Source organism: Paludibacterium sp. (assembly GCF_019232825.1).
Taxonomy (GTDB): Bacteria; Pseudomonadota; Gammaproteobacteria; order Burkholderiales; family Chromobacteriaceae; genus Paludibacterium.
The window spans coordinates 36,392-51,455 of sequence record NZ_JAFAND010000003.1 but is presented as its reverse complement, the minus strand read 5'-3'; the positions used below and the strand labels follow the sequence as shown (position 1 = coordinate 51,455).

Here is a 15,064-nt window from a genome sequence, read left to right as displayed (position 1 = left end):
GCGTTTGGTCAACAACAGGCCGAATGCAAGGCGCGCGACGCAGGTCGCAGTCATTCTGCGATGCCAAGGAGCGCAACGCCGTCAGGCGGCCGCTTGTTGGCCAAACCCTTCGGGGCGGCGCCTGGCGGTAAATAACTTGTTCAGAGGGTCCCTAATTAGAAAGCCCGCCGCGGCCCGCGCCTCGGACCGGCTTTCCCTACAAAGGATTGTCATGGCAAAGGTCTACAATTTTTCCTCCGGCCCGGCGATGTTGCCCCATTCGGTGCTGGCGGAGGCGCAAAGCGAGTTGCTCGACTGGCACGGCAGCGGTATGAGCGTGATGGAAATGAGCCATCGCGGCAAGGAATTCATGGAAATCATCCATGATGCCGAGCATGATCTGCGCCGATTGATGGGCATTCCGGACAACTACCATGTTCTTTTCCTGCAGGGCGGCGCCTCGATGCAGTTTTCCATGGTGCCGCTCAACCTCCTGGGCGAAAAGAAGTCCATCGACGTCGTCAATACCGGCCACTGGTCGAAGCTGGCCATCAAGGAGGCCAAGCGCTACACCAAGGTCAAAGTCGTCGCCTCCAGCGAGGACCGAAATTTTTCCTACGTGCCGGCCGAGGATACCTGGCAATGTGATCCTGAAGCGGCCTACCTGCATTACACCGCCAACGAAACCATCGGTGGCCTGCAGTTTCCGTTCGTGCCGACGACGCTTGACGGCGTGCCGCTGGTTTGCGACATGTCGTCCGAGTTTCTGTCGCATGAAGTCGACGTCAGCCGCTTCGGCCTGATTTATGCCGGCGCGCAAAAGAACATCGGCCCGTCCGGCCTGACCGTGGTCATCGTGCGCGAGGATCTGCTCGACCGCGCGCGGCCCGTTACGCCGACAATGCTCAATTATCGCGTGCATGCCGACGCCGATTCCATGTACAACACGCCGGCGACGTTCCCGATTTACATCGCCGGTCTGGTGCTCAAGTGGATCGGCGAGCAGGGCGGTATCAAAGGCATTACGGCGCGCAACGAGGAAAAATCGGGTCTGCTCTATCATGCCATTGACACGAGCGGCGGGTTCTACGCCACACATATCGAAACGCCGTTCCGGTCCAAAATGAACGTGACCTTCCGGCTGCACGACGAATCGCTCAACGACACTTTCGTGAGCGAGGCCAAGAAAAATGGCCTGGTGCAGATCAAGGGACATCGCGTGGTCGGCGGCATGCGCGCCTCGATCTATAACGCCATGCCGATCGAAGGCGTGAAGTCGTTGGTTCATTTCATGCAGGACTTTGCCCGACAGCACGGGTAACCGCCTCGCGGGCATTCTCCTGGTCGCCACGTATAAGGAGGAGAGTCGATGCTGCAGAACGATACGCTGGAACAATTAAGAGTCCTCTGGCAGGAGGGCGAGGCGCGCGATGCCAATTTGACATCAGCGTCGGCGCGCTGGCGCATGATCGCTCCCGATGCCGGCAAATTCCTCTATCAGCTGGCGCGTGCCGCCGGCGCCCGCCGTATCGTGGAAATCGGCACGGCCAGCGGTTATTCGACGCTGTGGCTCGCGCTCGCCGCGCAAAGCAATCAAGGCAAGGTCACGAGTCTCGACAATGCCGGCGATTTCCGCGCCGTGGCGGAATCGCGCCTTGCCGCCTTCGGCCTTGCGCACTTGGTGCGGCTCGAAACCGTCGAGGCGGCCGCATGGCTGTCCGCACTGGAAGCCGGGCCGGTGGATTTCCTGTTTCTCGACGCCGATCGCTCAAGCTATCCGGCGCTGTGGCCGCAAATCTGCCGCGTATTGCGTCCGGGCGGGCTCTTAGTGATGGACAACGCCTTGTCGCATCCGCAGGAATGCGCGCCGTTCATCGAACAGGTGCTTGCGACCGACGGCTATCTCGCCGAAACTTATCCGATCGGAAAAGGCCAATTTGTCATCTTGAAAGACGAATAAAACGTGTCGGATCATTTACTGAAACAACATCGCGATGCCATTGACGGCATCGACGTGCAGGTCCTCGATCTGCTCAATCAACGTGCGTCGCATGCGCGAGCCATCGGAGAAATCAAGGGCGGCGGCGTCGTCTATCGCCCTGAACGCGAGGCGCAAGTTCTGCGTCGCATCCGCTCGCTCAATCAGGGGCCGCTGTCGTCCGAGTCGGTGGCGCGGCTGTTCCGCGAGGTGATGTCGGAGTGCCTGGCGTTGGAGCGACCGTTGTCGATCGCGTATCTCGGCCCCGAGGGCACTTTTACCCAGCTGGCCGCCATCAAGCACTTTGGCCATGCCGCGCGCACGGTCGCCTGTGCCTCGGTGGACGAGGCGTTTCGGTTGGTCGAGGCGCGTACGCTCGACTACGTGGTGGCGCCGGTGGAGAACTCCACCGAGGGCGCGGTCGGACGCACGCTCGATTTGATGCTGGCAAGCTCTCTCAAGATTTGTGGCGAGGTGGTGCTGCGCATTCATCACCACCTCTTGCGCCGTGCCGAGGACGCAGAGGCGCCGGTGCGCCGCGTGTATGCGCATGCGCAGGCGCTGGCGCAGTGTCACGAATGGCTGAACAAGAATTTGCCGGACGTCGAACGGGTGTCCGTGGCCAGCAACGCCGAAGCGGCAAGGCTCGCCGGCGTCGAGCCCGGTGTGGCGGCGATCGCCGGTCAGGCGGCCGCCGAGCGTTATCAGTTGATCAAGGTGGCTGAACGCATCGAGGACGAACCGAACAACACCACGCGCTTCCTGGTGCTCGGCCATCAAGACGTCGGCCCCACCGGCGAGGACAAAACGTCGCTGATCGTGGCGGCGCCCAACCGCGCCGGCGCACTGTATACGTTGTTGGCGCCGATTGCGGCCAACGGCGTGTCGATGACCAAGCTGGAGTCGCGCCCGGCGCGCGCCGGACTGTGGGAATACGTGTACTTCATCGATATCGAGGGACATCAGTCCGACGTCAATGTCGTGGCGGCGCTCGAGGCGCTCAAGGCCAGTGCCGCCTTTGTCAAAATCCTGGGTTCCTACCCGTTGGCCGTGATCTGACCGCTATGGCGATACGTTCCGTTTGCTTGTTCTGTGGCTCCGCCAACGGCGGTTCGCCTTCCTATGTCGCCGCGGCGCGCCGGTTTGGCCGCGCGGTCGCCGACGCTGGGCTGACGCTCGTTTATGGCGGCGGCAATGTGGGCCTGATGGGGGCGGCCGCCGATGCCGCCCTGGCGGCGGGCGGCGAGGTGGTCGGCGTGATCCCCGCGTTTCTCCAGGCGCGCGAGGTGGCTCATGACGGACTGACCACGCTCCATGTCACCGAAACCATGCACGAGCGCAAAGCCAAGATGGCGGCGCTGGCCGATGCGTTCGTCGCCTTGCCGGGCGGATTCGGCACGCTCGACGAACTGTTCGAGATCGTGACCTGGTCGCAGTTGGGTGTGCATGCCAAGCCGATCGGCCTCTTGGATGTCGATGGGTTTTACCAGCCCCTGCTCGCGATGGTGCGCCATATGCGCGAGCAGGGTTTCATTCGCGGCGCGGCGATGGAGCGCTTTTGTCTGGCACAAGACGTCGACTGCCTGCTCGCCATGCTGTGCCGGCAACGACACGCGCCCAAGGGCGAGCCGCTGTCCTTGGATAAAACCTGATCGGGTGGCCTCATGATTGGCACGCCAACTATCGCGCTGGTGCTTTGCGGCTGCGGAATCGGAGACGGCAGCGACGTCCTTGAGGCGGCGGGTAGTCTGATCGCCCTGTCGCAGGAGGGTTGCCGGGTGCGCTGCTTTGCGCCGAGCCGCGCCCAGCGCGAGGTGATTGATCATGCCAGTGGCCGCGCCATGCAGGATGCGCGGCACATGCTGATCGAGTCGGCGCGCCTTACCCGCGGCGTTATCGAGCCGCTGTCGGAGCTGGACCCCGTCCGGTTGGACGCGGTGCTGCTGCCGGGCGGCGGCGGGGTGTTGCGCAATTTAACCAATTTTGCCGTGCGCGGCGCCGGGGCAACGCTGGCGCCGGACGTGCTGGACGCGTTGATGCCGGTTTTTCTCGCCGGGCGGCCGTTTGTCGCGCTGGGCCCGGCGGCGCTGGTGCCTGCGCTCCTGGCGCGCGAGCTGGGGCGGCATGGCGCGCGGCTGACGTTCGGGCATGAGGATGAGGCGGGCGAGTACATCGATGCGCTGGAAGCCTGGGGGCTGCGCCATGTCGAGTGCGCGCTGGACGAGGCTTGCATCGACGACGCGCAGCGGATCGTCAGCGTGCCGGCGGGCCTCTATGCCAAGGCGAGCCCCGCCGATCTTTTCGGTGCGGCCCAAGCCGCCGTCTCGGCGATGTGCTGGCTCTTGGCGCAACAGGAGGGCGGATGATCATTGTCATGTCGTCGGACGCCTCGGCGGCCGACATTGCCGGGGTGGTGGCGCGCATCCGCGCCGCTGGCCTTTCCGAGCATATTTCACGTGGCACCGAGCGCACGTTGATCGGCGCCATTGGCGACGAGCGCACCCTCGATCCGGCCTTGTTCGAGCGGATGCCGGGGGTGGAACGCGCACTGCGCGTGATGCGCGAGTACCGGCTGGTCAGCCGTGAAATTCACCCCGAGCCGTCGATTGTGACGATTCGCGGCCAGGCCTTCGGCGGCCGTGCGCTGCAGGTGATTGCCGGGCCGCCCGCGGTGGAGAGCGACGAACAGATCGCCGCCGCGGCCTCGGCGGTGCGCGACAGCGGCGGTCACTTGCTGCACGGCGGGGTGTTTTTGCACAGCGAAACGCCTTATGGCTTTCAAGGCTTGGGCGTGGATGGGCTGGCCCGGCTTGGCGCCGCCGCCACGGCATCCGGGCTGCCTGCCGTGGCGGAGCTGGCGGATGTGCGCGTCATTGACGCGTTTCTCGAATTGGAAATCGACGCGCTGGCCATTGTTGCTCATCCGATGGGCAATACGGAACTGCTGCGTGAAGTGGGGCGCCTCAACAAGCCGGTCATTCTCAAACGCGGTCCGGCCGCCACGCTGGCCGAGTGGCTGATGGCCGCGGAAACCGTGGCGGCCGGAGGCAATCACCGCATCATTTTTTGCGAATGCGGCGTCAAAAGCCTGGAGCCGGGTTATCGCACGTTGCTCGATATCGGCGCCATTGCGGCATTGAAGGCGGAGACCCATTTGCCGGTGATCGTCGAACCGGCGCGGGCGACCGGCAAGGCCTGGATGACGCCGCCGCTGGCCGCCGCCGCCGTGGCGGCGGGCGCGGATGGCCTGTGGCTCGACGTTCACCCCAATCCGGCGCAAGCGCGTTGCCATGCCGAGCAAGCGCTGACGCCGGCGCAGCTGTCCTCGCTGATGGCGGCGTTGCGGCCTTTGGCTCAGGTCATGGACCGCACCCTCTAGGAAGGAATGTCATGACGCGCCGCGCACGCAACCCATTCCCCCTCGCCGGAGCCAAGGCTTGAGGCTTATCCCGCCGATGCCGCTCACCGGCCCCTATCGGGCCGGCGGCGTTTGGCATTGCCCTGTGCATCTGGTGCGCGGCGGCACCTCGACCGGACTCGTTCTGCCGCAATCGCTGATGCCCGCCGACGCCGCCGTGCGCGACGAGCTGCTGCGCCATTTGCTGGGCGTGCCCTTACAGGGCGACCTACCGAATAATCGTCAGCTCACCGGTTTGGGGCGCGTCACGCCCACCAGCAACAAGGTTTTTCTCGTCAACGTCGAGCATGCCGAATCGGGCTGGCGCTTGGTCAGCACGCTGGCGCAGCTCGCGGCGCATACCGACGCCATCGACTGGCGCGCCAATTGCGGCAATCTGACCTCCTCCTTGCCCCTGTGGGCGCTCGATGTCGGCTTGCTGCAGCCGGAAGACGACGGCAGCTGCCGCATGGTCATTCGCAACACCAATACCGGCGTGATCAGCGAGGCGCGGCTGCAATGCCGTCCTGACGGGCAGCCGCGCTGCGACGGTATGCCGGGTGTCGATGGCGCGTGGCCGGCGGTGGATCTGACGCTGTTGGCGCCGGCCGGCGCCAAAACCGGCCGGCTGTTGCCGACGGGCGCCGCGCGCGATGAGATCGATGGCATCCCGGTAAGCTGTGTCGATGTCGCGGTGCCGATGGTGTTGATCCGGGCGGCGGATCTGGGCAAGTCGGCCGAGGAGGCGCCCGCGGCGCTGGCGCAGGACACGGACTTTATGCGCCGTCTGCGGCAATTATGGGTGGCGGCGGCGCTGCGCATGGGGTTGACGGACGCCGATGGCCGTTTGCTGGATGAGGCGGCGTTGGCCAGAAGCGAAACCTTGCCCAAGGTGGCGATCTTGGCGCCTGGGCGCGGGGAGTCGCAGCTTTTGGTGCGCTATTTCACGCCGCAACAGCCGCACGCCGCGCTGGCGGTGTCCGGGGCTTGCTGCATCGCCTCGGCATGCCTGGTGCCGGGTACGGTGGCCAACGAGCTGGCGACGGGCTTGCCTGCCCTGCGCTCGGCGCAGGTGATCGACATTGTGTTGGAAAATCCGGCCGGTTTGCTGCGCGCCCGAATCGAGGCCGAGGTCGGCTCGCGAGGCGTCGATATCCTTCGCGCCGTTTATCGGCGCAATGCGCAGATTTTGATGCGTGGACACGTGCCGTTGACGCGCGCGTCTTCCGCCTTGGCGGGTTGGCTCGCGCGCGTCGCCGCGCAATGTCAGGCGTAGCGCAACAGCGCCGGCACGGCGAGCTCGCACAGCTTGACCCAGCCCGCCGGTAGCAGCGCCAGCACGGCGAGCGCGCCCCAGGACATCACAGTGCGGCCGGCCCGACGGAACAGCAGCGAGATGCTGAGATAGAGCAACAGCGCCAGCACGACCATGGCCGGCGGTACCATCAGATAGAGAGTCAGCACGTGGCCGCTATGCAACGGCGCGGCGAGCACCGCGCCGGCATGCAGCGCCAGTAGCGCCAAGTAGAATGCCGCCATGCGCGGCGGGGTGCCGTCGACCACGATGCCGTGCCGGCTGGCGCGCAATTGGCTCGCGGCCCAAAACAGGGCGGCGATGCCGCCCCAGGTGTAGGGGTAAAGGAACGGCGCCCAGATCGGCGCCATCGGGTCGGGCGGATGGCCGAGCCGCACCACGATGGCCAAGGGCAGATACCCGGCGACAAAGCACGCCTGCGCTACGCCGTGCCCGCTGGCGACGACACGCCATAGGGCAAAGAGCCAGAAGCCGCCCACCATGGCGACGAAAAGCGCGGGCAGCAACGGACTCACGCCGGACCCAGCAGGCGGCGCCAGGCGGCGCTGATCAATTCGCCGATTTGTACCAGGTAGTGGGTGTGCATGTCGTGGGTGAAGCGGTCCGGGTCGTCGCTGGCCAGCACCAGCAGTCCGAACGGCTCGCCGTGCTCGTCGCGCAGCGCGACTTGGCTGAACGATTGCAGTACCGGCACGGCGGGGAACCAGGACATCACTTCGTCATTGACGTAGGGGCCGCAGTAGGGCGCGCTCAGGTTGCGCGCCAACAGCGCGGCCTCGCTCTTGGCGCTGTAGAGCTCTGCCAACGCCTGGGCGCCGGGATGCCACAAACGCAGCGCCATTCTGTCCAGGCCGAAGCTGTCGGCGAAGCAGGCGCGCAGGCTGGCGGCCAGCGCGGCGGGCGTATCCGCGGTCAACAGCGTCAATGCCAGCTGATGCATGCGGATTTGAATCTGGTCGTTGTTCTCGCCATGGCGCACCAGCTGTTGCAAGCGGGCCTCGAGTTGGCGGCAACGATCCTTCAGTTCCAGCATCTGACGATCCACCAGCGACACCACGACGCGATCGCCGTTGTGCTTCAAGCCAAAGCGCTCGGCGTGATGCTGTAGAAAGTCGGGATGGTTCTCCAGAAAAGCCAATACGTCGTCGGACTGCACCGTCGCGTTGTGGTCAGGCATCGATTTCTCCGCTGAATACCGTGGTGGCCGGCCCGATCATGTGGACCGCATGGCCGATGCCGGCCCATTCTACCGTCAAGTCTCCGCCATGGGTATGGACTCTGACGCGATTTCCCAGACGTTTGCGCAGAACACCCGCCACGACGGCGGCGCAGGCCCCCGTGCCGCAGGCCAGCGTTTCGCCCGCGCCGCGCTCATAGACGCGCAAGCGGATCTCGTCCGGGCTCACGATCTGCATGAAGCCGACGTTGACGCTGTCGGGAAAATAATGGCGGCTTTGCTGCAGCGCTTGCCCGATCGATTTGACCGGCGCGAGCTCGACTTCCGGCACGATGAGCACGGCATGCGGATTGCCCATGGAGACCGCGCTGATGTCGATCGATTCGCCGGCCACCGCCAACGGATAGGTGATCGCCTGGCGTTCGGCGACGAACGGGATCTCGGCGGGATCGAGCCGGGGGATGCCCATGTCGACCCGCACCTCGCCGTTGTCCATCAACTCGGGTTGAATGACGCCGCGCGCGGTTTCCACGCGCAGCATGCGCCGGTCCGACAGGCCCTGTTCGGCGACAAAGCGAGCGAAACAGCGCGCGCCGTTGCCGCACTGTTCCACTTCGCCGCCATCGTTGTTGAAGATGCGGTAGCGGAAATCGTTGTCGTGCCCTGTCGGCGGCTCAACCAGCAACAGCTGGTCAAAACCGATGCCGAAATGGCGGTCGCCCCAGTGCCGGATTTGCGCTGGGGTCAGGTCCACGGATTGACGTACGCCGTCAATGACCATGAAGTCATTGCCCAGCCCATGCATTTTGCTGAATTTAAGTTTCATGTGCGGCCTCTTCATTGGCGCATGATTTCTGTTCATCATAACCCAAGTTATAGGGGTGCTGAAGCACATGCCAATCGCATTGACAGCTTACTGACCAGTAAGTAAAGTGCGTTCATGAAAATCGACACCGACGCCAAGAACGACACCCGCAAGCGCATTATGGATATTGCGGAGGAGCTGCTGCTGACGCGGGGGTTCAATGCCTTCAGCTATCAGTGGGTGAGCAGCGAGCTTGGCGTGCGCAACGCCGCCATTCATTATCATTTCCCGCATAAGACCGATCTGGGCGTGGCGCTGATCGAGCGCTACCGCCGCCGCCTTTCCCGTTTTATCGAAGCGCAAGCCGCGTTGCCGCCGCGCGAGCAGCTGGAACGCTATTTCGAGCTGGCGCACAGCTATTTCCGCCAAGATCGGCAGGTATGCCCGAGCGGTATGCTCTGCACGGAATTCCATACGCTGCCCGACGCCATGCGCGACCAGGCGGCCGCCTTCATCGGCGAAATGCGCGACTGGTCGATCGATCTGGCGGCGCGAGGGCGCGATCTAGGCGTTTTCCACTATCCGGGCAGCGCCGAGGAAATGGGGGTGTTGATGTTTTCCGCGCTGCAGGGCGGGCTGCAGCTGGCCCGGGTCGACGATGGCTGGCTCGATACCGTCAAGCGCCAGATCACCCGCCTCTTGGGCGTTGAATGAAGCCATACCAATAAAAAGCCAACAACACGAGGAGAACACGAGGGATGCAACCCAAGCCCAACAGCATGAACCGCATGGTAGCCAAGGCGTCCCGCTTGCCGGGCGCGTTGCGCAATGTCGTCATTTCCCGCCTGTTTGGCCGCATCGTGCCGTTTCTCGGCACCGCCGGCCTGCGTTTCGAGGAAGTGAGCCCCACGCGCATGGTGGTGTCGATTCCCAACCGGCGTAAGGTGCAAAACCATATCAAGGGCGTGCATGCCGCCGCCATGGCGCTGTTGGCGGAAACGGCGTCGGGATTCGTCTTGGCCATGAACGTGCCGGACGACAAGCTGATGCTGCTCAAATCGATGAAAGTCGACTATCAGCAACGCAGCCAAGGCAATATGCGCGCCGTGGCCACGCTGCGCCCGGAGCAGATCGACGCCGTGCATCAGGAAGAGAAGGGCAACACCTTGATCGAGGTGGTGGTGACCGACGAATCGGGCAACGCGCCGATTCAGTGCGAAATGATTTGGGCCTGGGTGCCGAAAAAACGCTGAGGAGGCGGGTGTGGACGATAAGGTTTTGACCATCGAGCGGCAGGATGCGGTGGCGCTGGTCACGTTTAACCGGCCGGACAAGGCCAACGCGCTCAATGCCGAGATGTGGCGCGAGATGCGGCAGGCGCTGGTTTGGTGCGACCAGGAGCCTGGCGTGCGCGCCGTGGTGCTGTCGGGCAACGGGCGCCACTTCAGCGCCGGCATCGACCTGTCGATGCTGATGGGCGTACAGGGGCAGATCGACGATTCCTGCGAGGCGCGCAAGCGCGAGAAGCTGCGGGCGTTGATCCTGGAGCTGCAAGACTGCGTCAGCAGTCTGGAACGCTGCCGCAAGCCGGTGATCGCTGCGATTAGCGGCTATTGTCTCGGCGGCGGGTTGGATATCGCCTTGGCGGCAGACTTCCGCTACGCCAGCGCCGACGCGCAGTTTGGCGTGCGCGAAGTCGACGTGGGCATGGTGGCCGACGTCGGCACGCTGCAGCGCCTGCCGACCGTGGTCGGGCAGGGCGTGGCGCGGGAGATGGCGCTGACCGGCCGCGACGTCGACGCGCAGCAGGCGCTGGCGTGGCAGCTGGTCAACCGCGTGCTGCCGGATGGCGAGAGCCTGCGCGCCGCCGCGCTGGACGCCGCGCGGCTGATCGCCGCCAAGTCGCCGTTGGCGGTGCGCGGCAGCAAACAGGTTCTCAACTATAGCCGCGACCACAGCGTGGCCGATGGGCTGGAATATGTGGCCAATTGGAATGCCGCCATGCTGCTGTCCGAAGACATTGCCGCGGCAGGCATGGCGGCGATGACGAAACAACCGGCCGTATTCCGCGATTAGGGCGCCGGCGGCGTCTGCTTGAGTTCCGGCGGCGTGATGAGCATGCGCCAAATCTCCGGGTCCGCGTTGGCGAGCGCTTCGTGAATCCCGTCTGCCACCACGCGGTCGCCGACGGCATCGCGTACGCGCACGCTCACTTTCCGCTGCTGCGCCGGCGTGAACAGCCGCAGGACCAGCAAAGACTTGCCGCTCGCGCGATCGAATAGCAGCAAATCGTCGCCTTCGCGCGTGGCGCTCAGCGCCAAGGGACTCGTCAACGCGATCTCGATCGTCATGGCGGCCTGATCCGGCTGGACGGCAGGTAAGCGGCCGACGTCGATGCCGATGCGTTGGTATAGCCGCCAGTCGTCCATGCCGATGCGCAAGAGCGCCATGGCCACGGTGGGCGCCAGCAAGAGTTGCGTGATGTTGCGCATCGGCGGCGGCAGCACGCCATCGAGCAATTCGACCGTCAAGGTCGCCCCCTGGATCGAGAGACCGGCGAACTGGCGCTTAAGCTCGGCGCGCGCGATCTCGACCCCCGCCGTCTGCGTCACGGCACCGTAGGCGCGCAAGATATCCTGCCGGCTCAGCAGCGGTTGACGATATAAGGCCCGATCGCGCGGATTGTACAGCCAGGCCTCCTCCGTGCCTTGCCCAAGACCAATGAGTTGCGTGTCGGCCGGCAGATTCGGACCGGCAAGCACGATGCGGCCGCCCATCGTCCATGCTGGCTGCGCGCCGCCATCGGCGCGCTTGAGGTCGAGCACGGACAGCGTCCCGTCCGCGGCGAGCTTGAGCAAGTCATCCGGCCATTGCGGCCGCGCGGCAAGCCAGCTTCGCGTGACGGCGGTGGGCGTCGATCGCCCTTGCGCGTCGAGCGACACGATCAGGCCTTGCTCGGTCTGTGCGTACAGCTGGTCGTCCAGGATACTCAGCGATGCCAGTCCCTCGATCGTCAGCTTGCGCGCCAAGTCGTTTGTGCCGTAGCCCCGGCCGCGCTGGTGGTATAGCGCCTTTTGCGGCGCATGGTAGAAGAAGCATGCCTCATCGCCGTCGGGCAGGGTGTCGGTATGCGCCAGCGCGAGATCCTCTTGCGTAGGTAGATCGCCCGCGGGCAGGCGGGGACGGATCAACGCGCCATCGCGCGTGCGCAACCAGTAGCGGACTTTGACTGTCTCCCCCGCCGAATGATCGAGCACCACATAGCCGTTGAGCGGCAACACGGCCCCGCCGATGCGGTTGGGCCGCTGCCAAGTAAAGTGTTCCGCCAGAATGGATTGCAGGTCGGTTGTCATGTCGCTGAGCCGGTCTTGGTTTTCCAATAGACTGACGAGCGGCGCATCCAAGGTCGCTCTGCGCAAGTACAACGTATCGTTCTCCAGACTGAAGATGGCTGAGGGCTGCTTCTTGGTCACCGGGGGCACCCTGCTGAGGAGTACCGCGCCGCCTTCCCGCCACAGCCGGATTTCCGGGCTATCGCGCAGCGAGAACTCCGCTTCGATGGCCAGCGTCCGCGGGTCGATACGCAGCACTTTATTGCGCAGGTGATTGTAGAAGTACGCCTGATCGCCGTCGATCAGCGCCAGCGCGCACTGAGGGTAGCGCAGGTCCTCGGCGACATAGAGCATGCGTCCGCCCGCAGTGTCGTAATACGCGAGCGGTATCGTCTTGGCCGGCGTGCCCGGTAACGGATAGTCCTTCACCTGCACCACGTCGCCATGGGCCAGATGCTGTCTGCCCAAATCGTGCAAATACTGCGCCAATTGCGAGGCGGGCCAGCGCGCGGCGTCGATCTCCACGGTCTCGCGGCGCGCTTCGGCGACGATGAGCCGTTCAATCACGCCGTTTTTGCGCACCAACGTGAGGGGCGCGCCCGCAGAGGAGACGCGAACCGACACGCCGCCAATGACCACGCCGGCGCGATCCGCGTCGAACTGCGGCTCGTCGTCGGACAACGGGCGGGCGTCCAGCAGCCATTCGTATTGTGCGTTTGGCGCGGCGGTCAACGTCAGCGATGCACCCGGCGACAGCACGATGCGGTATTGCCCGCTGTCGGCATGGAGCGTGTAGCGCAGGTGGCCCTGCACCGGCGCGGGGAATGTCGGCATGTAGAGTTGGCAGTCTCCCGTGGCGAGCAAGACGTCGACCGCCGTGTCGACATATTCGAAGTGCAGTTGATCGATCAGATATTCGGACGGAAAGATGTAAAAGTCGAAATCGAAGTCGTCGCCTTCCAGTTGGCGCAGGACGTCGAAACCCCCGTCTTGGCGCGCGGTGGCGAACGGCAGCATGTTGTAGCTGTAGGAAATGTAATGCCGGGGCACGCTGGGCAGCACGATGTGACGGGCCGTGCGGGCGGCGCCAGGCAATGCCATGGGCTCAAGCGGGTATTGCAGACGTTGGCATGTGTCGATGGCGCGCTGACGGTCATGCTGGACGCGCGGCATGTCGCCGGCCCAGAAGAAATAGTTGCGCCGGCCGGAGCCGGTCGCGCCGTGCTTGGCGGGATACAAGAGCGGCGAAACCAGTGTCGCTTGCTGCTGACGCAGGTCGAGCTTGATCACCACGGCCGGGTAGGCGGGCGCGAGTGTTTGGCGGGCGGCGTCGTACTCGTAGCCGGCGCCCAGCGTGTCGCCGCGAGTGTGGTAGGCGCGGCGTAAGTTGGCGAAATACTGGCCGACGGCGGCGGCTTTGTTGGCGATGTCGTTGAAAGCGGAGACGAGGCCGCCGACGCCGATGCCGAGGCCGGCAATGATGACGCCCAACTGGCCGGCCACCGGCACGCCCGCCGCCGAGGCGATCAAGGCGGCTAAGCCCGACGAGTCGAAGAACAGATTGGTGCCGAACACGGCGCGCTGGTTCTCGGTTTGCGCCTGGGTCAACTCATAAATATCCAAACCGACGCTAAGGGTCTGCAATAGGGCCGTGCCTTTGCCAAGTAGGCCAAGGCTAGCGCCGGGCAGCGTTTCGCCGGCCGAGAGCGCGCGCAGCGCCTTGACGAGCGCGGCGCCGCGCAGCACGTCTTGCGCCGCGCCGGCGCCGACCATCAGCATGTTGGCGTAATCGTGCAACTGCAGCGCCATGGCGAGGCCCGGGCGCACCGGCGTTTGGGGCGCGGTTTCCGGGCGGCGGCTGAGCAAACGTTGAATCGCCTGCACCATGAAAGCGGCGTTGAGGCCGTCGATGGCCAAATCCTCGCCTGGCAGCGTCCCCTCTGTCGCGGTGGCGTGCTTGTCGAGGACGGCGCCGGCGCGCCGCATTTGCGCCGCGTTTTTTTCCAGCAGCGCTTTCATCTCGGCCAGCGTGTGGTCGTCGTCGGCGCTGACGAGCTCCAGCGGAGGCGCCTCTGGGTTTTGTCTGTCGGCGAACGGTAGCCGCATGCCGCCCGAGGGTTCCGGCGCCAGCCCATCAAATAGCGGTACCCGGTCGGCCGGCCTCTCGCTTTGCGCCAGCATGGCGCTTAGGCTGCGCTCCAGGCGCGCCGCCATTTGCGTCGCCCTCTGCTGGCCCGCGCTCAGTCCGAGCGATAGATCCTCCGCCAGGCTCGGCAGGCGTGGCGTGGTGGCGCGCACCTCCTCGGCGGCGCCTTGCAGCAGGCTCATGACTTCCTCGGACAAGGTGTCCGGCAATGCTGCGGCCAGCGCGGGCCACTGCATTGGGGCGGGTGCTGCCCGCTGGGTTGGCGGCCGCAGCGGCAGGTCGTCGCGGAACTGGCGCAGCGTGAAAATGTGCGGCGTCTGGCGGCTGTCCGTGGGGGCGAGCAACCGCTGGGTGAGCGCGCGATGCCAATCCAGTACCCGTGCCAACACCGCTTGGTCCGCGAGCGTGGCATGGCCGAAATTGGGGTCGGCCAGCAAGTAGCATGAGGCGCTTTGCTTCGCCAGCAGCATGGCGTGACCGCAGAACGACAGTTCGAATGCCGCCGGTGCGACGGCTTGTGCCAGGCGGTCGAGCAGCGCAGCGAGCGTCAGGTCGTCGTGGCGAGGGCGCGAGCCGAATTTCGCCGTCTGCCCGCCAACGCTCCAGGCGACCAAGCGGCGCGTCATGAGGCTGTGCGGTGGCTTGCCCTGTGCCGTCAGCGCGTCGAGCAGAGCGGAAAACCGCCTCCGACCGCGCGCCACGCGCCGGTCATGCAGCCAAGCTGCGGCGAGATGACCGACCATGCCGGCGCACAGCCCGTGGCGATACGGGGTGGCGGCCAGGTATTGCCGCTGGTCCAGTTGGCCGACAGCCGTGGCGCCGAGCCGGGTAATGTGTCGCCGCCACTCGGCGGCCAGATCGTTTGGCAGTGGGCGGGACGGTAAAGCGTGATCGAGGTTGGGCATTCGGTCTCTCCATGCGGGTGGTGGACATGG

At 65.1% G+C, this 15,064-nt stretch carries 14 protein-coding genes; 10 read left to right on the top strand and 4 right to left on the bottom strand.

Annotation, left to right across the window (positions count from 1 at the left end; all coding sequences use genetic code 11):
* Nucleotides 1-211 precede the first annotated feature (211 nt).
* The 7 genes from serC to JOZ06_RS00270 are packed head-to-tail and all read left to right on the top strand — an operon-like array spanning nucleotide 212 to nucleotide 6,630.
* Nucleotides 212-1,300, top strand: coding sequence for a 3-phosphoserine/phosphohydroxythreonine transaminase (gene serC / locus JOZ06_RS00300; protein ID WP_293227572.1), 1,089 nt, complete (start codon nucleotides 212-214; stop codon nucleotides 1,298-1,300).
* A gap of 48 nt (nucleotides 1,301-1,348) precedes the next feature.
* Entirely contained in the window at nucleotides 1,349-1,939 is a 591-nt protein-coding gene (locus JOZ06_RS00295) for a class I SAM-dependent methyltransferase (protein ID WP_293227570.1), read from the top strand.
* Between the two features lie 3 nt (nucleotides 1,940-1,942).
* Nucleotides 1,943-3,016, top strand: a complete 1,074-nt coding sequence (pheA, locus tag JOZ06_RS00290) for a prephenate dehydratase (RefSeq protein ID WP_293227569.1) — start codon at nucleotides 1,943-1,945, stop codon at nucleotides 3,014-3,016.
* A gap of 5 nt (nucleotides 3,017-3,021) precedes the next feature.
* Nucleotides 3,022-3,609, top strand: a complete 588-nt coding sequence (locus JOZ06_RS00285; RefSeq protein WP_293227567.1) for a TIGR00730 family Rossman fold protein — start codon at nucleotides 3,022-3,024, stop codon at nucleotides 3,607-3,609.
* 12 nt (nucleotides 3,610-3,621) lie between these two features.
* A complete protein-coding gene (locus JOZ06_RS00280) occupies nucleotides 3,622-4,323 on the top strand; it encodes an isoprenoid biosynthesis protein ElbB (RefSeq protein WP_293227565.1) in 702 nt (233 codons plus the stop codon).
* Complete coding sequence (locus tag JOZ06_RS00275) at nucleotides 4,320-5,336, top strand: 3-deoxy-7-phosphoheptulonate synthase (protein ID WP_293227564.1); 1,017 nt, start codon at nucleotides 4,320-4,322, stop codon at nucleotides 5,334-5,336. Before JOZ06_RS00280 ends, JOZ06_RS00275 begins: the two co-directional genes overlap by 4 nt.
* 58 nt (nucleotides 5,337-5,394) lie before the next feature.
* The gene (locus JOZ06_RS00270) at nucleotides 5,395-6,630 is read left to right on the top strand and encodes a PrpF domain-containing protein (protein WP_293227562.1); all 1,236 of its coding nucleotides are present in this window, start codon (nucleotides 5,395-5,397) and stop codon (nucleotides 6,628-6,630) included.
* Here the strand turns inward: JOZ06_RS00270 and JOZ06_RS00265 are convergent.
* The 3 genes from JOZ06_RS00265 to dapF are packed head-to-tail and all read right to left on the bottom strand — an operon-like array spanning nucleotide 6,621 to nucleotide 8,672.
* Nucleotides 6,621-7,184 (bottom strand): hypothetical protein, encoded by a 564-nt coding sequence (locus JOZ06_RS00265; protein ID WP_293227561.1) that lies wholly within the window; start codon nucleotides 7,182-7,184, stop codon nucleotides 6,621-6,623. The genes JOZ06_RS00270 and JOZ06_RS00265 overlap by 10 nt on opposite strands.
* Nucleotides 7,181-7,846, bottom strand: a complete 666-nt coding sequence (locus JOZ06_RS00260) for a DUF484 family protein (protein ID WP_293227560.1) — start codon at nucleotides 7,844-7,846, stop codon at nucleotides 7,181-7,183. The genes JOZ06_RS00265 and JOZ06_RS00260 overlap by 4 nt, the downstream gene beginning before the upstream one ends.
* Entirely contained in the window at nucleotides 7,839-8,672 is an 834-nt protein-coding gene (gene dapF / locus JOZ06_RS00255) for a diaminopimelate epimerase (RefSeq protein WP_293227558.1), read from the bottom strand. The genes JOZ06_RS00260 and dapF overlap by 8 nt, the downstream gene beginning before the upstream one ends.
* Nucleotides 8,673-8,786: 114 nt before the next feature.
* Here dapF and JOZ06_RS00250 point away from each other — a divergent pair, with 114 nt between their 5' ends.
* From JOZ06_RS00250 to JOZ06_RS00240, 3 genes are read left to right on the top strand one after another with little or no spacing between them, the layout of a single operon-like run.
* A complete protein-coding gene (locus JOZ06_RS00250) occupies nucleotides 8,787-9,365 on the top strand; it encodes a TetR/AcrR family transcriptional regulator (RefSeq protein ID WP_293227556.1) in 579 nt (192 codons plus the stop codon).
* 44 nt (nucleotides 9,366-9,409) lie between these two features.
* Nucleotides 9,410-9,904 (top strand): DUF4442 domain-containing protein, encoded by a 495-nt coding sequence (locus JOZ06_RS00245; protein ID WP_293227555.1) that lies wholly within the window; start codon nucleotides 9,410-9,412, stop codon nucleotides 9,902-9,904.
* 10 nt (nucleotides 9,905-9,914) lie between these two features.
* On the top strand, nucleotides 9,915-10,727 hold the full coding sequence (locus JOZ06_RS00240) for a crotonase/enoyl-CoA hydratase family protein (RefSeq protein WP_293227554.1): 813 nt from the start codon (nucleotides 9,915-9,917) through the stop codon (nucleotides 10,725-10,727).
* On the opposite strand, the gene JOZ06_RS00235 is transcribed toward JOZ06_RS00240, so the two are convergent.
* The gene (locus JOZ06_RS00235) at nucleotides 10,724-15,034 is read right to left on the bottom strand and encodes a TcdA/TcdB pore-forming domain-containing protein (RefSeq protein ID WP_293227552.1); all 4,311 of its coding nucleotides are present in this window, start codon (nucleotides 15,032-15,034) and stop codon (nucleotides 10,724-10,726) included. The genes JOZ06_RS00240 and JOZ06_RS00235 overlap by 4 nt on opposite strands.
* Nucleotides 15,035-15,064 lie beyond the last annotated feature (30 nt).